13 protein-coding genes are annotated in these 16,205 nt (G+C 56.5%); 7 read left to right on the forward strand and 6 right to left on the reverse strand.

Annotated elements, in window-relative coordinates; all coding sequences use genetic code 11:
- The first annotated feature begins 58 nt into the window (after positions 1-58).
- Positions 59-1,135, forward strand: coding sequence for a 3-deoxy-7-phosphoheptulonate synthase (locus EY643_RS10060; protein WP_152662085.1), 1,077 nt, complete (start codon positions 59-61; stop codon positions 1,133-1,135).
- Between the two features lie 139 nt (positions 1,136-1,274).
- On the opposite strand, the gene nfuA is transcribed toward EY643_RS10060, so the two are convergent.
- The gene (gene nfuA / locus EY643_RS10065) at positions 1,275-1,850 is read right to left on the reverse strand and encodes a Fe-S biogenesis protein NfuA (RefSeq protein WP_152662086.1); all 576 of its coding nucleotides are present in this window, start codon (positions 1,848-1,850) and stop codon (positions 1,275-1,277) included.
- A gap of 153 nt (positions 1,851-2,003) precedes the next feature.
- Here nfuA and metH point away from each other — a divergent pair, with 153 nt between their 5' ends.
- The gene (gene metH, locus EY643_RS10070; protein WP_152662087.1) at positions 2,004-5,687 is read left to right on the forward strand and encodes a methionine synthase; all 3,684 of its coding nucleotides are present in this window, start codon (positions 2,004-2,006) and stop codon (positions 5,685-5,687) included.
- Between the two features lie 18 nt (positions 5,688-5,705).
- Positions 5,706-5,933: a DUF2970 domain-containing protein gene (locus EY643_RS10075; RefSeq protein WP_152662088.1), complete on the forward strand. Its 228-nt coding sequence runs from the start codon at positions 5,706-5,708 to the stop codon at positions 5,931-5,933.
- Positions 5,934-5,984: 51 nt separating this feature from the next.
- Here the strand turns inward: EY643_RS10075 and EY643_RS19685 are convergent, their stop codons facing one another.
- On the reverse strand, positions 5,985-6,107 hold the full coding sequence (locus EY643_RS19685; RefSeq protein WP_205743028.1) for a methionine synthase: 123 nt from the start codon (positions 6,105-6,107) through the stop codon (positions 5,985-5,987).
- 207 nt (positions 6,108-6,314) lie between these two features.
- Here EY643_RS19685 and EY643_RS10080 point away from each other — a divergent pair, with 207 nt between their 5' ends.
- From EY643_RS10080 to EY643_RS10090, 3 genes are all read left to right on the forward strand, one after another.
- Positions 6,315-7,967 carry a nitrite/sulfite reductase gene (locus tag EY643_RS10080; RefSeq protein ID WP_152662089.1) on the forward strand — a complete coding sequence of 551 codons (1,653 nt, stop codon included), beginning with the start codon at positions 6,315-6,317 and terminating at the stop codon, positions 7,965-7,967.
- Complete coding sequence (locus EY643_RS10085; RefSeq protein WP_152662090.1) at positions 7,960-8,391, forward strand: DUF934 domain-containing protein; 432 nt, start codon at positions 7,960-7,962, stop codon at positions 8,389-8,391. Before EY643_RS10080 ends, EY643_RS10085 begins: the two co-directional genes overlap by 8 nt.
- An 87-nt stretch (positions 8,392-8,478) precedes the next feature.
- Positions 8,479-9,651, forward strand: a complete 1,173-nt coding sequence (locus EY643_RS10090; protein ID WP_152662091.1) for a cation:proton antiporter — start codon at positions 8,479-8,481, stop codon at positions 9,649-9,651.
- A gap of 97 nt (positions 9,652-9,748) precedes the next feature.
- Here EY643_RS10090 and EY643_RS10095 read toward each other — a convergent pair whose 3' ends face one another.
- Complete coding sequence (locus tag EY643_RS10095) at positions 9,749-10,678, reverse strand: electron transfer flavoprotein subunit alpha/FixB family protein (RefSeq protein WP_152662092.1); 930 nt, start codon at positions 10,676-10,678, stop codon at positions 9,749-9,751.
- On the reverse strand, positions 10,675-11,427 hold the full coding sequence (locus EY643_RS10100; protein WP_152662093.1) for an electron transfer flavoprotein subunit beta/FixA family protein: 753 nt from the start codon (positions 11,425-11,427) through the stop codon (positions 10,675-10,677). Before EY643_RS10100 ends, EY643_RS10095 begins: the two co-directional genes overlap by 4 nt.
- 323 nt (positions 11,428-11,750) lie before the next feature.
- Here EY643_RS10100 and EY643_RS10105 point away from each other — a divergent pair, with 323 nt between their 5' ends.
- Complete coding sequence (locus EY643_RS10105) at positions 11,751-13,403, forward strand: electron transfer flavoprotein-ubiquinone oxidoreductase (protein ID WP_152662094.1); 1,653 nt, start codon at positions 11,751-11,753, stop codon at positions 13,401-13,403.
- Between the two features lie 75 nt (positions 13,404-13,478).
- On the opposite strand, the gene cysG is transcribed toward EY643_RS10105, so the two are convergent.
- Together cysG and serS are read right to left on the reverse strand one after the other, a co-directional pair.
- Positions 13,479-14,861 (reverse strand): siroheme synthase CysG, encoded by a 1,383-nt coding sequence (gene cysG, locus EY643_RS10110; RefSeq protein ID WP_152662095.1) that lies wholly within the window; start codon positions 14,859-14,861, stop codon positions 13,479-13,481.
- Complete coding sequence (gene serS / locus EY643_RS10115) at positions 14,861-16,159, reverse strand: serine--tRNA ligase (protein WP_152662096.1); 1,299 nt, start codon at positions 16,157-16,159, stop codon at positions 14,861-14,863. Before serS ends, cysG begins: the two co-directional genes overlap by 1 nt.
- Positions 16,160-16,205 lie beyond the last annotated feature (46 nt).

Raw genomic sequence — 16,205 nt, forward strand, 5'->3', positions numbered from 1 at the left:
GCCGCCGTGGCCCGAATACTGCGGCGAGGAAAGCGTTTTACTCTATCAGGTAACGTCCATGAGCAACAACGAAGTACACAATATTAACGTCGACTCCCAAGGCGTTCTGATCACTCCCGAGCAGCTGTGGGAAGCACTGCCGATGTCCGACGCCGTGAGCCAGACCGTCGCCGACAGTCGTCAGGTCATCTGGGACATCCTCGACCGCAAGGACCATCGCCTGTTTGTCGTGGTAGGCCCCTGCTCTATCCATGATACCGAAGCCGCTATGGACTACGCTCGCCGCCTCAAAGCCCTGGCGGACGAATTGGACGATACCCTGTATATCGTCATGCGTGTCTACTTTGAAAAGCCCCGCACCACGGTGGGCTGGAAAGGCTTAATCAACGACCCGCACCTGGATGACTCGTTCAAGATCGAGGAAGGCCTGCACATCGGCCGCAAGTTGCTGCTCGATATTCTCGAGCTCGGCCTGCCTACGTCCACCGAGGCGCTTGATCCTATTTCTCCCCAGTACCTGCAGGACCTGATCAGTTGGTCGGCCATTGGCGCCCGGACCACCGAATCTCAGACACACCGGGAAATGGCCAGCGGCCTCTCCTCTGCCGTGGGTTTCAAGAACGGTACGGACGGCGGACTGACAGTGGCTACCAATGCCCTCAACTCGGTATCCAATCCGCATCGTTTCCTCGGCATCAATCGCCAGGGACAGGTGTCGGTATTTACCACCAAAGGCAACGGCTACGGCCACATTGTCCTGCGCGGCGGCAGCTCAGGCCCGAACTACGATTCTGTACATATTCGTCTGTGCGAAGAGGCGCTGGAAAAAGCGAAACTGGCCAAGAACATCATGGTCGACTGCTCCCACGCCAACTCCAGCAAAAAGCCGGAGCTGCAACCGCTAGTCGTTGAGAACGTGGGTAACCAGGTGATCGAAGGCAACAATTCAATCCTGGGTCTGATGATTGAGTCCAATATCAATGCCGGCAATCAGTCGATCCCAGCCAATCTTGAGGACCTGGAATATGGCGTTTCGGTCACTGATGGTTGTATCGATTGGGAGACCACCGAGACTACCCTCCGCAACTTGCGTGACACCGTAAAGGATGCGTTGAAAGCGCGTCAGTCTGGCTAGACATCGCAGCTGACGACTCATAAGGCGGGCTTAGGCTCGCCTTTTTTGTGTTCAGCCATGCGTGACCGCATGTGATCACCCGCAGCCGCGCACAAAAAAGGCGAGCCGGAGCTCGCCTTTGATGGGAGAGAGACAGAACTCAGTAATAAGCCTGAGACTTGTCCGAGTGGTCAGTGGTGTCGCGGACGCCGGCAAGCTCAGGAAGCTGCTCGAGCAGCGTCTTCTCTACGCCGCCTTTCAGCGTCTGATCAACAGCAGAGCAGCCCTGACAGCCGCCACCGAATTCCAGAACAGCAAATTTGTCCTCTGTGAGCTCCACGAGGCTAACTTCCCCGCCGTGGGCGGCGAGTGCCGGGTTCACCTCGTTGTAGAGCACATAGTTGATGCGATCTTCCAGCGGGCTGTCCTCATTGACACGGGGCATCTTGGCATTGGGGGCCTTGATGGTGAGCTGACCACCCATGCGGTCCTTGTTGTAGTCCACGAGGGCGTCTTCCAGGAACGGCAGTGAGCGCTCGTCGAAGTAGGCGGTGAACTTATCGTACTTGCGCTGCTCATCCTCCTCTTTGATGTCGCCATCGCGGCAGTAGGCGATGCAGGTTTCAGCGCGGGGGGTGCCGGGCTGGTTGATAAAGACACGGACGCCGAGTGCATCTTCCTGTTTGGAGAGGAGTTCAGCAAGGTAGTCCTGCGCAGATTCGGTGATAGTGATCATGCAAATCGATCCTGAGTAAATCAGTCGGGTATATTATGGGAATTGGGGCCGTGTGGCGAATATTCAAGAGCCAAAACTATATCAAATATTTTTGATATAGCATCGAAGACCTGCTAGGATGCGCCCCGATTTTTGACAAATATCAGGTTGATCATGAGCAGTACCCCTAGCAATGCCCTCCTCCAGGCTCTCCAGCAGCGCATCCTTGTTATCGATGGCGCCATGGGCACCATGATTCAGGCTGAAGGCCTTGAGGAAAAGGACTATCGCGGGGAGCGATTTGCCGAGCACGGTACTGACCTCAAGGGCAATAACGACATTCTCTGCATGACTCGCCCGGATATCGTCGGCAAGATCCACCGCGCCTACCTCGAAGCTGGCGCAGATATCATCGAGACCTGTAATTTCAATGCCACCTCGATCGGCCAGGAAGACTATAACCTGGGCGCTGTGGCGTATGAATTGAACCTGGCCTCCGCCCGGGTGGCGCGCAAAGTGGCAGACGAGGTCACTGCAGAAACCCCGGACAAGCCACGATTTGTCGCTGGGGTGCTTGGCCCTACACCAAAGACTGCATCGATATCACCAGACGTTAACGACCCGGGTGCCCGCAGCATTACCTTTGAGCAACTGCGCCAGAGCTACCTCGAAGCCACGCTCGCACTCATTGAAGGCGACGTCGATCTGATTCTGATCGAAACCATTTTTGACACCCTGAACGCAAAAGCGGCCGTGTTCGCAGTCAAAGATGCGTTCGCCCAGGCTGGCGTCGAACTGCCCATCATGATCTCGGTGACCTTTCCCGACGTCAGTGGGCGCGTATTGTCCGGCCAGAACCCCGAGGCCTTCTACAACGCGATTGCCCATGCCAAGCCGCTTATCGTCGGCAGCAACTGTGGCCGCCGCTACAAGGAAATTCGGCCGTTCCTGGAGGATCTGTCGAACGCCGCCGAATGCTACTTCAGTGCCCACCTGAATGCCGGGCTCCCAAACGCCTTTGGGGACTTCGACGAAACGCCTGAAATCATGCATGAAGACTTCGCGGATTTTGCCGAGCGTGGATTTCTCAACCTCGCGGGCGGTTGCTGCGGCACAACGCCGGAGCACATTCGCGCCATCAGCCAGGCTGTTGCCGACAAAGCCCCCCGCCAGATTCCACAGCGCAGTAAAGCCGCGCGCCTGAGTGGCCTTGAGCCCTTTAATATTACCGCTGACAGCCTGTTCGTTAACGTTGGCGAGCGCTGTAACGTGACCGGTTCTGCGCGGTTTAAGCGCCTGGTCCTTGAAGGTGACTATGAAACCGCACTGGATGTGGCGCGCACCCAGGTTGAAGACGGCGCCCAGATCATCGATGTGAACATGGATGAAGGCATGCTCGATGCCAAAGAAGCCATGGTCACGTTCCTCAATCTCATCGCGTCCGAACCCGATATCGCCCGGGTCCCCATTATGGTCGATTCGTCGAAGTGGGAAGTGATCGAGGCAGGGCTGCAGTGTATCGCGGGTAAGGCCATTGTTAATTCCATCAGCCTCAAGGCTGGCGAAGAGGAATTCCTGGAGCAAGCGCGTCTCTGCCTCAAGTATGGCGCGGCTGTGGTGGTGATGGCATTCGACGAAGACGGTCAGGCCGACAACCTGGAGCGTCGCAAACAGATCTGTAAGCGTTCCTACGATCTGTTGGTCAACGATGTCGGCATGTCGCCGAACGACATAATTTTCGATCCCAACATTTTTGCTGTGGCTACCGGTATCGAAGAGCACAACAATTACGCGGTGGATTTCATCGAGGGCACGCGCTATATCAAGCAGGAACTGCCCGGTGCGCTAGTCTCCGGCGGAGTCTCGAACGTGTCCTTCTCGTTCCGCGGCAACAACGCGGTTCGCGAGGCTATTCACTCAGTATTCCTGTACCACGCTATTCGCGCAGGGATGGACATGGGCATCGTTAACGCGGGCCAGTTGGCGGTATATGACGAGTTGGCAGACGACCTGCGAGAGGCCGTTGAAGATGTGGTTCTCAATCGCCGCGAGGATGGAACCGAACGCCTGCTGGATATCGCAGAGAGATATCGAGACAGTGGCGGTGGCGCGGCTCGCGTTGAAGACCTGAGTTGGCGTGAGGAAGACGTTGCGAAGCGCCTGGAATATGCCCTGGTAAAAGGCATAAACACCTACATTGTTGAAGATGCTGAAGCCGCGAGACAAACATTCGAACGCCCGATTCAGGTGATCGAAGGCCCATTGATGGACGGCATGAATGTGGTCGGCGACCTGTTTGGCGAGGGCAAAATGTTCCTGCCACAAGTCGTGAAAAGTGCTCGCGTGATGAAGCAGGCCGTCGCCTACCTGCAGCCCTACATTGAGGATGCCAAAGAGTCCGGCAATTCCAGCAACGGCAAGATTCTCATGGCCACGGTGAAAGGCGACGTCCATGACATCGGCAAAAATATTGTTGGGGTGGTGCTTCAGTGTAACAATTTTGAAGTGATTGACCTGGGCGTAATGGTGCCCTGTGAAGAAATTCTGCGTGTAGCTAAGGAAGAAGACGTCGACATCATCGGCCTCAGTGGCCTGATCACGCCATCGCTAGACGAAATGGTGCACGTCGCAGCAGAAATGCAGCGCCAGGAATTTGACGTTCCCCTGCTCATCGGTGGCGCCACCACATCGAACGCCCACACCGCGGTAAAAATAGACCCGCAATATGATCGCGATCTGGTTACCTACGTGCCCGACGCATCGAGAAGTGTTTCCGTCGCTACCCAATTGATGGGTGATGGCAAAGCCAGCTTTGTAGAAGAGCGTCGCGAAAACTATGAGAAAGTCCGTGAGCGTATTGCAAACCGCGAGCCTCGCAACCGCCAGTTAAGTTATGAAGCGGCGATACAGCGCGCTCCCGAAATAGACTGGGCGGGATACCAGGCCCCGAAGCCGGCGTTCACTGGTGTGCGCGTTTTCGACGATTTCCCGCTGCAAGACCTCGTAGACACTATTGATTGGACGCCCTTTTTCATCACCTGGGAACTCGCCGGAAAATTTCCTGCCATTCTCGAGGACGACAAGGTCGGCGAACAGGCCAGCGACCTGTTCCGTGATGCGCAAGCCATGCTCAAGCGCATTGTCGATGAAAAACTGCTAACCGCACGTGCCGCTATTGGCTTCTGGCCAGCGCAGCGCAAAGGAGCGGATGATGTCGCACTCTATACCGATGAAAGTCGTTCTACCGAGCTGGCGACGCTGCACCATATGCGCCAGCAGACCGAGAAGCCCGGCGACAAACCCAACCTGAGCCTGGCCGACTATGTAGCGCCCGTTGACAGCGGCGTCGCGGACTATGTGGGCGGCTTTTGCGTCACCACTGGCCTTGGCGTAGACGAGCTGGCTGCGCAGTATGAAGCTGACCACGATGACTACAACAGCATTCTGCTGAAGGCCCTGGCAGATCGGCTGGCTGAATCCTTTGCTGAGTACCTGCATCGCCATGTACGCACCGAACTATGGGGTTACGCACCGGATGAAGCGCTGGCCAACGAAGACTTGATCCGCGAGCGCTACCAGGGAATACGCCCCGCCCCTGGCTACCCCGCCTGTCCCGACCATACTGAAAAAGCGACCTTGTTCAGTTTGCTGGAAGCGGAGAAAAATTGTGGTGTGAAGCTCTCCGAGAGCTATGCGATGACGCCGGCTGCCTCCGTTAGCGGTTTCTACTACTCCCATCCCGACGCGCGGTACTTCGCCGTTGGCAAAATTGGGCGCGACCAGCTTGAAAGTATCGCCGCCCGCAAGGGGGAATCGGTGGACACCATGGAGCGCTGGTTGCGCCCCAACCTGAATTAAAAAGGAGATAAGTCCCGGATGACGGATCAGCCCCACGACGAGCAGGAAGAGAAGAATTCGCTTAACCCGTTTCAGGTTATCGCCAGCGTGTTCGCCGCTGCGCTTGGGGTTCAGAGCAGTAAAAATCGAGAGCGGGATTTCAAGCAGGGCCGCGCCGGAACGTTTATCGCGGCGGGAATCATTTTCACGCTACTGTTTATCGGCGTGATGGTAGTAATTGTACAGTTGGTATTAAAAGGGGCCTGAAAGGCGCCCGACGGCTAGGTGCCGGTCGGGCTGCGTACAGTCGGGCTGAGTTCAGGAAGGCATTCCTGAGAGCCAGAGATACATGAAAAATACAACGATGGAAATGACAGCTGTTGCGGCAACTGCGTCGGCAACGCCATTGTCATCGCCAGCTGAACTACTCTCTTCGGACATCTTCTACTCCTGTGGGGGTCCTGATTCGGCCGCCATTATAACAGCAGATTCGGCAATCCCAAGACTGCACAGGCCGTTCTGCTGAAATTCTATTAAACCGTTCTAACCTTATGAATAATCTTACTATTTACCGGGCAGTCAGTTCTGCTAATATCGCTTTCCATTTCTCCGGTCACAGAACTGGATAATCCACACGGGAACCACCAGATGTACGTTTACGACGAGTACGACCAGAAAATTCTCGATGAGAGGGTCGACCAATACCGCGGCCAGACCGAGCGTTTCCTGGCCGGCACCTTGAGCGAGGAAGAATTTCTTCCCCTGCGCCTCCAGAATGGGCTGTATGTTCAGCGCCTGGCCCCGATGCTGCGCGTCGCAGTGCCCTACGGCCTGATGAACAGTGCCCAACTGCGCACTGTCGCTCGCCTCTCGCGGGACTACGACAAGGGCTACGTCCACATCAGCACCCGCCAGAATATTCAGTTCAACTGGCCGGAACTGGCAGAAGTACCAGAGATGCTGGCAGAGCTCGCGAAAGTGCAGATGCACGCGATCCAGACATCCGGCAACTGTATTCGCAACACCACAACCGATCAGTTCGCCGGCGTGGCTCGTGACGAATTGGTAGACCCCCGCCCCTACTGCGAAATTATTCGCCAGTGGTCTACGCTCCACCCCGAATTCGCTTTTCTGCCGCGCAAGTTCAAGATCGCGGTCTGCGGTACCGAAGAGGACCGCGCCGCCATCCACGCACATGACATTGGCATCGAGCTGGTGAAAAACAGTGAAGGTGATGTGGGCTACCGGGTCATCGTTGGCGGCGGCCTGGGTCGCACACCAGTCATCGGTGTGGAAATCTGTGCGTTCCTGGAAAAACAGCACCTGCTGAGCTACCTGGAAGCTATCCTGCGTGTTTACAACCAACACGGCCGCCGGGACAACAAGTACAAGGCCCGCATCAAGATCCTGGTGAAGGCGATGGGTATCGAGGCTTTCCGTGAGTCGGTAGAAAGCGAGTGGGTACACCTCAAAGACGGCCCCACTACTCTTACTGACGCCGAGATCGAGCGCGCGAAGTCATTTTTCACTGAACCGGCCTACGCTGAATTCGATAACACCCCTGATGCCGAACTCAGCGCCAAAGCGGATGCCGACCCAATCTTTGGCAACTGGGTCAAGCGCAACACCGTGGAACATCGCGTCAACGGCTATCGCATCGTCAATATTTCACTCAAGGCCACCGGCTACGCCCCCGGTGATATCACGGACGACCAACTCGAACTCCTGGCCGATCTTGCCGACCGCTTCTCTTTCGGAGAAATTCGCAGCACGCATCAGCAGAACCTGGTGCTTGCCGACGTTCCCAGCAACGAGCTCTACACACTGTGGCAGATACTGCAAAAGGCTGGCCTGGCCACAGCGAATATCGGCTACCTGACCGACATGATCTGCTGCCCGGGTGGTGACTATTGCGCGCTCGCAAATGCCAAGTCAATCCCGGTTGCTGAGGCCATCCAGGCCCGCTTTGACGACATGGACTACGTCTATGACCTCGGGCCACTGGAGCTGAACATCAGCGGGTGTATGAACGCCTGCGGCCATCACCACATCGGCCACATCGGCATTCTGGGTGTGGACAAGAAAGGCGAAGAGTTCTACCAGGTCTGCCTCGGCGGCAGCCAGGCAAAGGACGCGTCCATCGGTAAGATTCTAGGCCCCTCGTTCCGCCAGGAAGACATGCCCGACGTAATGGAAAAAATCCTCGGCACGTACGTTGATTTACGCAGCGAGGACGAGCAATTCCTCGACACCTATCGCCGCGTGGGCATCGCCCCCTTCAAGGAGAAAGTCTATGCCTAAGCTGATCAAGAATGGCGCTATCGTCGAAGATACAAGCCCGGAGGTACTAGACCTTGAGCAATGGCTTGATTGTGAAGAACGCGCAAGTCGCGCTGTTATTCTGGAGCCGGGAGAAACGTTGGCGCCCCTGCTCGAACACCTCAACGAGATCCCATTGGTAATGGTGAACTTCCCCACCTTTATGGACGGCCGCGGTTTTTCCTACGCGCGTGAATTGCGTGATCGCGGCTACACGGGTGAAGTACGTGCTGTAGGTCACTTCATACGCGACCAGCTGACATACCTTGGCCGCTGTGGGTTCGACGCTTTCCAGTTCGACGATGAAAGCCTGCTCGAGCCCTCTCTTGAAAGCCTCTCCGATTTCTCGGAGTACTATCAGGCATCCATCAATCAGCCTTCTCCGCTGTTTCGCCGCCGAGCTTAAAACGCCCTTGGCTTGAAAAGGCGCGGCTAAGGTCGCGTCGGCACGGCTTTACTGGTATCACCATCCGCGCTTGATTACACTGGCTGTATGGATGTCTCGATCACCTTTGCCTTCTTCCTCATTTTCACCGGCGCTGCTATTTTCGCGTCGCTAGCGTTGGCCACCCGCCAACCCTTGATCATCGCCTACATCGCCCTGGGAGCTTGTATCGGCCCCTATGGCATGTCACTGGTCACTGACACCCAGTTACTGGCGGACATTGGTCATATCGGCATTATCTTCCTGCTGTTCCTGCTGGGCCTCGACATGCAGCCCCAGGCTCTCTGGGCGACGCTGCGCAAGTCAACGGTAGTGGCATTGTTCAGCTCGGCAATCTTCCTTTCCATGGGTTTTGCCGTGGCCTATCTGTTCGGCTACTCCACCACTGACTCGCTGGTCGTGGGCGCTGCGATGATGTTTTCCTCGACCATTATCGGCATCAAACTCCTGCCCACGACGGTGCTGCACCACCGCCACATCGGCGAACTCATGATCGGCCTGCTACTTATTCAGGATTTGCTCGCAATTATCGTGCTAATGGTTTTGTTCAGTGCTGCCGGTGATGGCACCGAGAGCATGGGCAAGACTCTGGCCATTTCGCTGGCTGGCCTGCCCATACTCGGCGGCATCGCCCTGCTCTGCGTGCGCTATATCCTGCTGCCTCTGATCGCACGCTTCGACCGCTTCCACGAATACATTTTTCTGCTTGCCCTGGGTTGGTGCCTGGGCCTTGCAGAAGCGGCCAAGGCGCTGGGGCTCTCAGAGGAAATCGGGGCCTTTATTGCCGGCATCACGATCGCAACAAGCCCAATATCACAGTACATAGCGGTCAACCTGAAACCGCTCAGGGATTTTTTCCTGATCCTGTTCTTCTTCTCGGTGGGCGCTCGTTTTGATCTGGCGATGCTGCAGCAAGTCTGGATGCCGGCGCTGGTACTGGCGGGACTTGTGCTGGGATTGAAACCTGTGGTCTACCGGTTCCTGCTGAAAGGCGTGAGCGAAAAACGCCCCCTGGCCTGGGATCTCGGGTTCCGACTTGGCCAGGCCTCGGAGTTTTCGCTGCTCATTGCCTATGTTGCCGCTGGAGCAGTCTTAATCAGCGAACAGGCGTCATTGCTCATCCAGGCGACCACTATCATCACCCTCCTCGCCTCTTCCTACATCGTCGTTCTGAACTACCCTACGCCGATAGCGATCTCCGATCGCTTGCGTCGTGACTAGGGGCATTTCGGCGTTCGCCTAAGAGGGCGTACTCCGAAACCAAAAAAAAACCGGCCACTAGGGCCGGTTCTTCGAATGATCAAAAGTTGGCTGAGTGTTACAGCTTACTTTCGAATTCAGGCAGCGCGTCAAACAGGTCGGCTACGAGGCCGTAGTCAGCAACCTGGAAGATCGGAGCGTCTTCGTCCTTGTTGATAGCAACGATGACTTTAGAGTCTTTCATACCCGCCAGGTGCTGGATCGCACCGGAGATGCCTACCGCGATGTACAGGTCAGGGGCGACGATTTTGCCTGTCTGGCCAACCTGCATATCGTTGGGTACAAAACCAGCGTCGACAGCGGCGCGAGATGCACCGATAGCAGCGCCCAACTTGTCGGCAATGCCTTCGAGCAGCTTGAAGTTTTCACCGTTCTGCATGCCGCGTCCACCGGAGATAACAATATCTGCGGAAGTCAGTTCGGGACGGTCAGAGACAGCAACTTCTTCGCTTACAAATGCGGAGATGCCAGCGTCGTGAACAGCGTCAACGGCTTCAACTGCAGCGGAGCCACCTTCGGCGGCAGCGGCGTCGAAGGCCGTGGTGCGAACTGTGATAACTTTCTTCGCATCGGTGCTCTTCACGGTAGCAATAACGTTGCCCGCGTAAATGGGACGCTTGAAGGTGTCGGCGGATTCAACCGAGGTAATCTCGGAGATCTGCGCTACATCCAACAGCGCGGCTACACGCGGCATGGTGTTTTTGGCGTCGGCAGTGGCGGGAGCGATGATATTGTCGTAGCCAGCGCCAACTTCAGCGATCAGCAGGCTAACATTCTCAGCCAGTTGGTGATCGTAAGCGGCGTTGTCGGCAACCAGCACCTTGGCAACGCCAGCGACGGCGGCAGCGGCCTGGGCAGCGGCATCGCAACCGGAACCGGCAACAAGGATATCAATGTCAGCGCCCATAGCCTGGGCAGCAGTCACCGCATTCAGGGTTGCGCCCTTGAGGGAGCTATTGTCGTGTTCTGCAATTACCAGAGTGCTCATGAGATCACCTTCGCCTCGTTCTTCAGTTTGTCCATCAGCTGATCAACATCTTCAACCTTGATACCGGCCTGGCGCTCGGCGGGCGGCTCAACGCTCACCTGAGTCAGGTGGGAAGTCACTTCAACGCCGAGATCAGCGGGAGTGAACACATCGAGCGGCTTTTTCTTGGCCTTCATGATGTTTGGCAGTGACGCGTAGCGCGGCTCGTTGAGACGCAGGTCAGTGGTCACGATGGCAGGCAGGTTCAATGCAACAGTTTGCAGACCTCCGTCAACCTCGCGGGTAACGTTGACCTTGTCACCCTCAATAACAACTTCAGAGGCAAACGTACCCTGGGCCATGCCGGCCAGAGCGCCCAGCATTTGACCGGTTTGGTTGTTGTCACCGTCAATGGACTGCTTGCCCAGGATAACCAGCTGGGGCGCTTCCTTCTCGACAACACCCTTGAGCAGCTTGGCGACCACGAGAGGTTCGACGGAACCCTCGGTTTCAACCTGGATGCCGCGATCGGCGCCCAGGGCAAGTGCGGTACGGATTTGCTCCTGGCAAGACTTATCGCCAACAGATACGGCAATAACTTCGGTGGCTGTGCCCGCTTCCTTGAGGCGTACAGCCTCTTCTACAGCGATTTCACAGAAGGGGTTGATAGCCATCTTGACGTTATTCAGGTCAACATCACTACCATCGGCTTTGGCGCGAACTTTGACGTTGTAGTCAACGACGCGCTTAACGGCGACAAGAACCTTCATGGATTCTCCAATATGATTGTTTAGAGTGGGTTAGCGGTGCCAGGGCGGTCAAAAAGCGCCCGGTACGTAGTGTTTCGGCGGGGTATGTTGCCCATATTGCCCCCCGGGGTCAAGGGCGATATACGACAGCGATATAGACTAAATGAGACAGATCAATGATTCCCACCATCAGCGGCGTTTATAGTCATTTATGCCCAGAAATTATATACTTGCGCACCTTTGGGGAGACGAGCTCGAACATACAAGAAGCTCGCTGCTATACACAGAAGCACCCGTCGGGGAGCAGCACCTGACAGGCGCCGACCTACTAAGAGGAACACACCGTGGAAAGAGAATCGATGGAATTCGATGTTGTCATCGTTGGCGCAGGCCCTGCCGGGCTGTCCGCCGCATGCCGCATCATGCAACTGGCTCAGGAGAAAGAGCAGGAAATTACCGTCTGTGTGGTTGAGAAAGGCTCTGAAGTCGGCGCCCACACCCTGTCCGGTGCTGTACTGGAACCACGCGCCCTGAACGAACTTTTCCCCAACTGGGAAGAATTGGGCGCGCCCCTGAACACCAAGGTCAAAGGCGACAAGTTCTATTTCTACACCAGCGCCACCGGTGCGATTACCCTGCCTAACTTCTTCATCCCCAAGCCAACCCACAATGAGGGCAATTACATTGTCTCCATGGGCAACGTCTGCCGCTGGCTGGCTGAACAGGCAGAGGGCCTGGGCGTTGAGGTGTATCCGGGCTTCGCCGCATCCGAGGTGCTGTTTAACGAAGATGGCAGTGTGAAAGGCATTGCCACCGGTGACATGGGCATTGCCGAAGACGGCAGCCAGAAAGATTCCTACATGCCCGGCATGGAGCTACACGCCAAATACACGATGTTCGCCGAGGGTTGCCGCGGCCACCTGGGCAAGCAGCTGATCGAGAAATTTGGCCTGGATGCTGGCAAAGACCCCCAGCACTACGGTCTCGGTATCAAGGAAATTTGGGAGATCGATCCCGCCAAGCACGACGAAGGCACTGTCGAGCACGGCCTGGGCTGGCCCCTGTCCGAGAACAGCGCTACCGGCGGTGGTTTCCTGTACCACGCGGAAAACAACCAGGTATATCTGGGGTTGATCACCGACCTTAACTACTCCAACCCACATCTGAGCCCTTTTGAAGAGTTCCAGCGCTGGAAGCACCATCCCACCGTGAGCAAGGTGATCGAAGGCGGCACCCGCCTCACCTATGGTGCCCGCGCCATCACCAAGGGTGGCTACAACTCACTTCCGAAGATGCACTTCCCCGGCGGCCTGATCATCGGCTGTGATGCCGGCACCCTGAACAGCGTTAAAATCAAGGGCAACCACACCGCGATGAAAAGCGGCATGGTCGCAGCGGAAGCTGTCGTTGAAGCCATCGGCAAAGGTGAAGAGCGTAAAACTGACCTGGACAGCTACGCCACAGCATTTGAGGCATCCTGGGCGTACGAGGAGCTGTACACCACGCGCAACTTCTCTGGATTCATGCACAAGTTCGGTTTCCTGATCGGCTCCGCCATGGTCTGGATCGACCAGAATATCTTCGGCGGCAAACTGCCCTTCACCCTCAACGACGACAAGCCTGACTACGCGGCCATGAAGCCGGTATCAGAAGCCAAGCAGATCGACTATCCGAAGCCGGACAACAAACTCAGCTTCGACCGCCTCTCGTCGGTGTTTCTCTCCAACACCAATCACGAGGAAGATCAGCCCTGCCATCTTCAACTAAAGGACGCGAGCATCCCGATGGATGTGAACATGCCCAAGTGGGATGAGCCGGCGCAGCGCTATTGCCCGGCCGGCGTTTACGAAATCGTCGAGGACGAGGAAGGCAAGCGCTTCCAGATCAACGGCCAGAACTGTGTCCACTGTAAGACCTGCGACATCAAAGACCCGTCGCAGAACATTACCTGGGTAACACCTGAGGGCTTTGGTGGTCCGAATTACCCAAACATGTAGCGTTTGATTGGTGGTTCCAGAAAGGCGGGCCTTGGCTCGCCTTTTTTAATGGCCGGCAGGCTATAGGCCACGACGCTAAGAGTCGCCGAACCAGCTCAGAGAATCATGCAGCGTTACCACACTACCAAGAATAATCAGCGTAGGTGCTCGGGGTTTCTCCCGTTCGACAATATCGACGATAGTGTCTAGCGTTCCGGCTAGCACACGCTGTTCTTTTGTGGTCGCCCGCTCAATAAGAGCAATCGGTGTATTGGCGGGACGGCCGTGCTCGATGAGCTTCTCACAGATGACAGGAAGCCCCACCAGGCCCATGTAAAAGACGACGGTTTCCGTTTCGGAAAGAAATTTTCCCCAGTCGAGATTGATGGTGCCGTCCCTGAGATGGCCCGTGGCAAACCTGACCGACTGGGCGTGATCGCGATGCGTCAGTGGTATACCTGCATAGCAGGCGGCGCCGTTGCCAGCGGTGATGCCGGGGACGACCTGAAAAGGGACGCCATGCTGTGCCAGAAGCTCGATTTCTTCACCGCCACGACCGAAGACGAAGGGGTCACCGCCCTTAAGCCGTACGACTCGCTTACCCTCTTTGGCTAGATCTACCAGCAATTGATTGATCTGTTCCTGGGGTACCGCGTGATCATCACGGCGCTTGCCCACATAGATACGCTCTGCGTCGCGGCGAGACATCTCCAGAATAGGCTCAGAAACGAGGCGGTCGTAGAGTACAACGTCGGCCGTCTGCAACAGGCGCGCCGCCTTGAAGGTCATAAGGTCAGGATCACCAGGACCGGCGCCGATGAGATAAACCTCTCCTACATAATGCGCCTGGGTATTGGCCAGCTGCTCTTCCAGCATCTGTTCGGCCCGGCTTTCGCGGCCTCCCAATACCTGCTCGGCCACAGTGCCTTCCATGATCTGCTCCCAGAACAGGCGCCGCGGCGTCTCCTCGGGTATTGCCTCTTTGACCCGATCACGATAACGGCCGGCAAACTCGGCTAGCGCACCATAGGCGCCGGGCACTTCGGATTCCAACTTGCGGCGCAGTTTACGCGCCAGCACTGGGCTCCTGCCGCTGCTGCTAATAGCGATCAATAAGGGGTCGCGATCCACGATGGAAGGAAAGATGAAGCTGCATAACGCAGGAGAATCTACCACGTTGACCGGCAGATTCAGTGCGGTCGCGTCAGCATGAATCTGCTCATTCACAGACTGCTCTGGCGTCGCCGCGACAACCAGCATACGACCATGCAGATCGGTCTCGCGGTACTCAGAGCGCTGCCAGGTACCGCCGTGCTCAGCCAGCAGGCTTTCCAACTCGCTGCTGATCTCTGGCGCCACCACGGTAAGATTGGCGCCTGCACGCAGCAACAGGCGCGCTTTACGAGTTCCGACAGTACCTCCGCCAACCAATATGACGGGGGCGTCTTTCAGACGAAGGCAGACCGGTAAATATTGCATCAGTCGGTGAGAACTTCAGTGCCACCCATGTATGGCCGCAGCGCCTCAGGCACTTCAATGCTGCCATCTTCCCGCTGATAATTTTCCATGATGGCCACCAGGGTCCGCCCCACAGCAAGACCAGAACCGTTAAGCGTGTGCAGTAATTCGGGTTTGCCGGTTTCCGGATTGCGCCAGCGGGCCTGCATGCGGCGCGCCTGGTAATCACCGAAGCTGGAACAGGAAGAAATCTCGCGGTAGGTGTCCTGGGCCGGCAACCACACTTCCAGATCGTAGGTCTTGCGGGCGCCGAAACCAATATCGCCGCCGCAGAGAATCACTTTGCGGTAAGGCAGGTTCAGCAGCTGCAGCACTTTTTCGGCATGGCCGGTGAGTTGCTCCAGCGCCTCATCGGATTGGTGTGGGCGCACAAGCTGAACCAGTTCGACTTTCTCAAACTGGTGCTGGCGAATAATGCCACGCGTGTCACGGCCGTAGCTGCCCGCTTCACTGCGGAAGCAAGGTGTATGGCAGGTAAACTTCACGCCGTCATCGCCCAGCTCGGCATCTTCGAAGATGCGATCGCGAGCGACATTGGTCACTGGCACCTCGGCGGTCGGAATAAGATAGTAGCCCTGATCGCCTTCAAGTTTAAACAGATCTTCCTCGAACTTAGGTAACTGCCCGGTGCCGCGCAGGGAATCCCTGTTGACGATATAGGGCACGTAGATCTCGCTGTAGCCGTGCTCAGCCGTATGCAGATTGAGCATGAACTGAATCAGGGCGCGATGCATGCGGGCAACGTTGCCGTACATCACGTTGAAGCGAGAACCGGTAATCTTGCCTGCAGTCTCGAAGTCCATCTCACCAAGGGCCTCACCCAGTGCGACATGATCCTTGGCAGGAAATGCCAACCTGGTGGGCTCGCCCCAGGTCGCCACTTCCACATTGTCGTCTTCAGTGGCGCCCTCTGGAACTTCCTCTGCGGGAATGTTGGGCACTCCGAGCAACAGATCCTCCAACTCCAGCTGCACCTGCTTGGCCTGGCCAGTGAGATCGTCGATTTGAGCGGCGATCTTCTCCAGGGTTTCATTCACCTGGGCCTTGGCATCATCGACACTCATACCCTTGCCTATCAAGGCGCCAATCTGCTTCGAGGCAGCTTTGCGCTCTGCCAGCAGGCTCTGGGATTCCACATCGGCCTGTTTGCGGCGCGCATCCAGCGCCACAAACTGTGCTACGTCAAATGTGAATCCGCGTTTCTTCAGCGCTTCGGCGACCGCTTCCGGGTCCTGCCGAACGACCTTGATGTCCAACATAATGTTTTCCTAACTCGTCTAACGTATCTATCTAGCTTTTCTTGAG

This window comes from Halioglobus maricola (genome assembly GCF_009388985.1).
GTDB lineage: Bacteria > Pseudomonadota > Gammaproteobacteria > Pseudomonadales > Halieaceae > Halioglobus > Halioglobus maricola.

What these genes read in the sequence shown, in the direction of transcription:
- serS (WP_152662096.1), bottom strand. Translation starts at nt 16,159, where the DNA reads ATGTTGGACATCAAGGTCGTTCGGCAGGACCCGGAAGCGGTCGCCGAA.
- nfuA (WP_152662086.1), bottom strand. Translation starts at nt 1,850, where the DNA reads ATGATCACTATCACCGAATCTGCGCAGGACTACCTTGCTGAACTCCTC.
- metH (WP_152662087.1), top strand. Translation starts at nt 2,004, where the DNA reads ATGAGCAGTACCCCTAGCAATGCCCTCCTCCAGGCTCTCCAGCAGCGC.
- EY643_RS10060 (WP_152662085.1), top strand. Translation starts at nt 59, where the DNA reads ATGAGCAACAACGAAGTACACAATATTAACGTCGACTCCCAAGGCGTT.
- EY643_RS10085 (WP_152662090.1), top strand. Translation starts at nt 7,960, where the DNA reads ATGCCTAAGCTGATCAAGAATGGCGCTATCGTCGAAGATACAAGCCCG.
- EY643_RS10090 (WP_152662091.1), top strand. Translation starts at nt 8,479, where the DNA reads ATGGATGTCTCGATCACCTTTGCCTTCTTCCTCATTTTCACCGGCGCT.
- EY643_RS10095 (WP_152662092.1), bottom strand. Translation starts at nt 10,678, where the DNA reads ATGAGCACTCTGGTAATTGCAGAACACGACAATAGCTCCCTCAAGGGC.
- EY643_RS10075 (WP_152662088.1), top strand. Translation starts at nt 5,706, where the DNA reads ATGACGGATCAGCCCCACGACGAGCAGGAAGAGAAGAATTCGCTTAAC.
- EY643_RS10100 (WP_152662093.1), bottom strand. Translation starts at nt 11,427, where the DNA reads ATGAAGGTTCTTGTCGCCGTTAAGCGCGTCGTTGACTACAACGTCAAA.
- EY643_RS10080 (WP_152662089.1), top strand. Translation starts at nt 6,315, where the DNA reads ATGTACGTTTACGACGAGTACGACCAGAAAATTCTCGATGAGAGGGTC.
- cysG (WP_152662095.1), bottom strand. Translation starts at nt 14,861, where the DNA reads ATGCAATATTTACCGGTCTGCCTTCGTCTGAAAGACGCCCCCGTCATA.
- EY643_RS19685 (WP_205743028.1), bottom strand. Translation starts at nt 6,107, where the DNA reads ATGTCCGAAGAGAGTAGTTCAGCTGGCGATGACAATGGCGTTGCCGAC.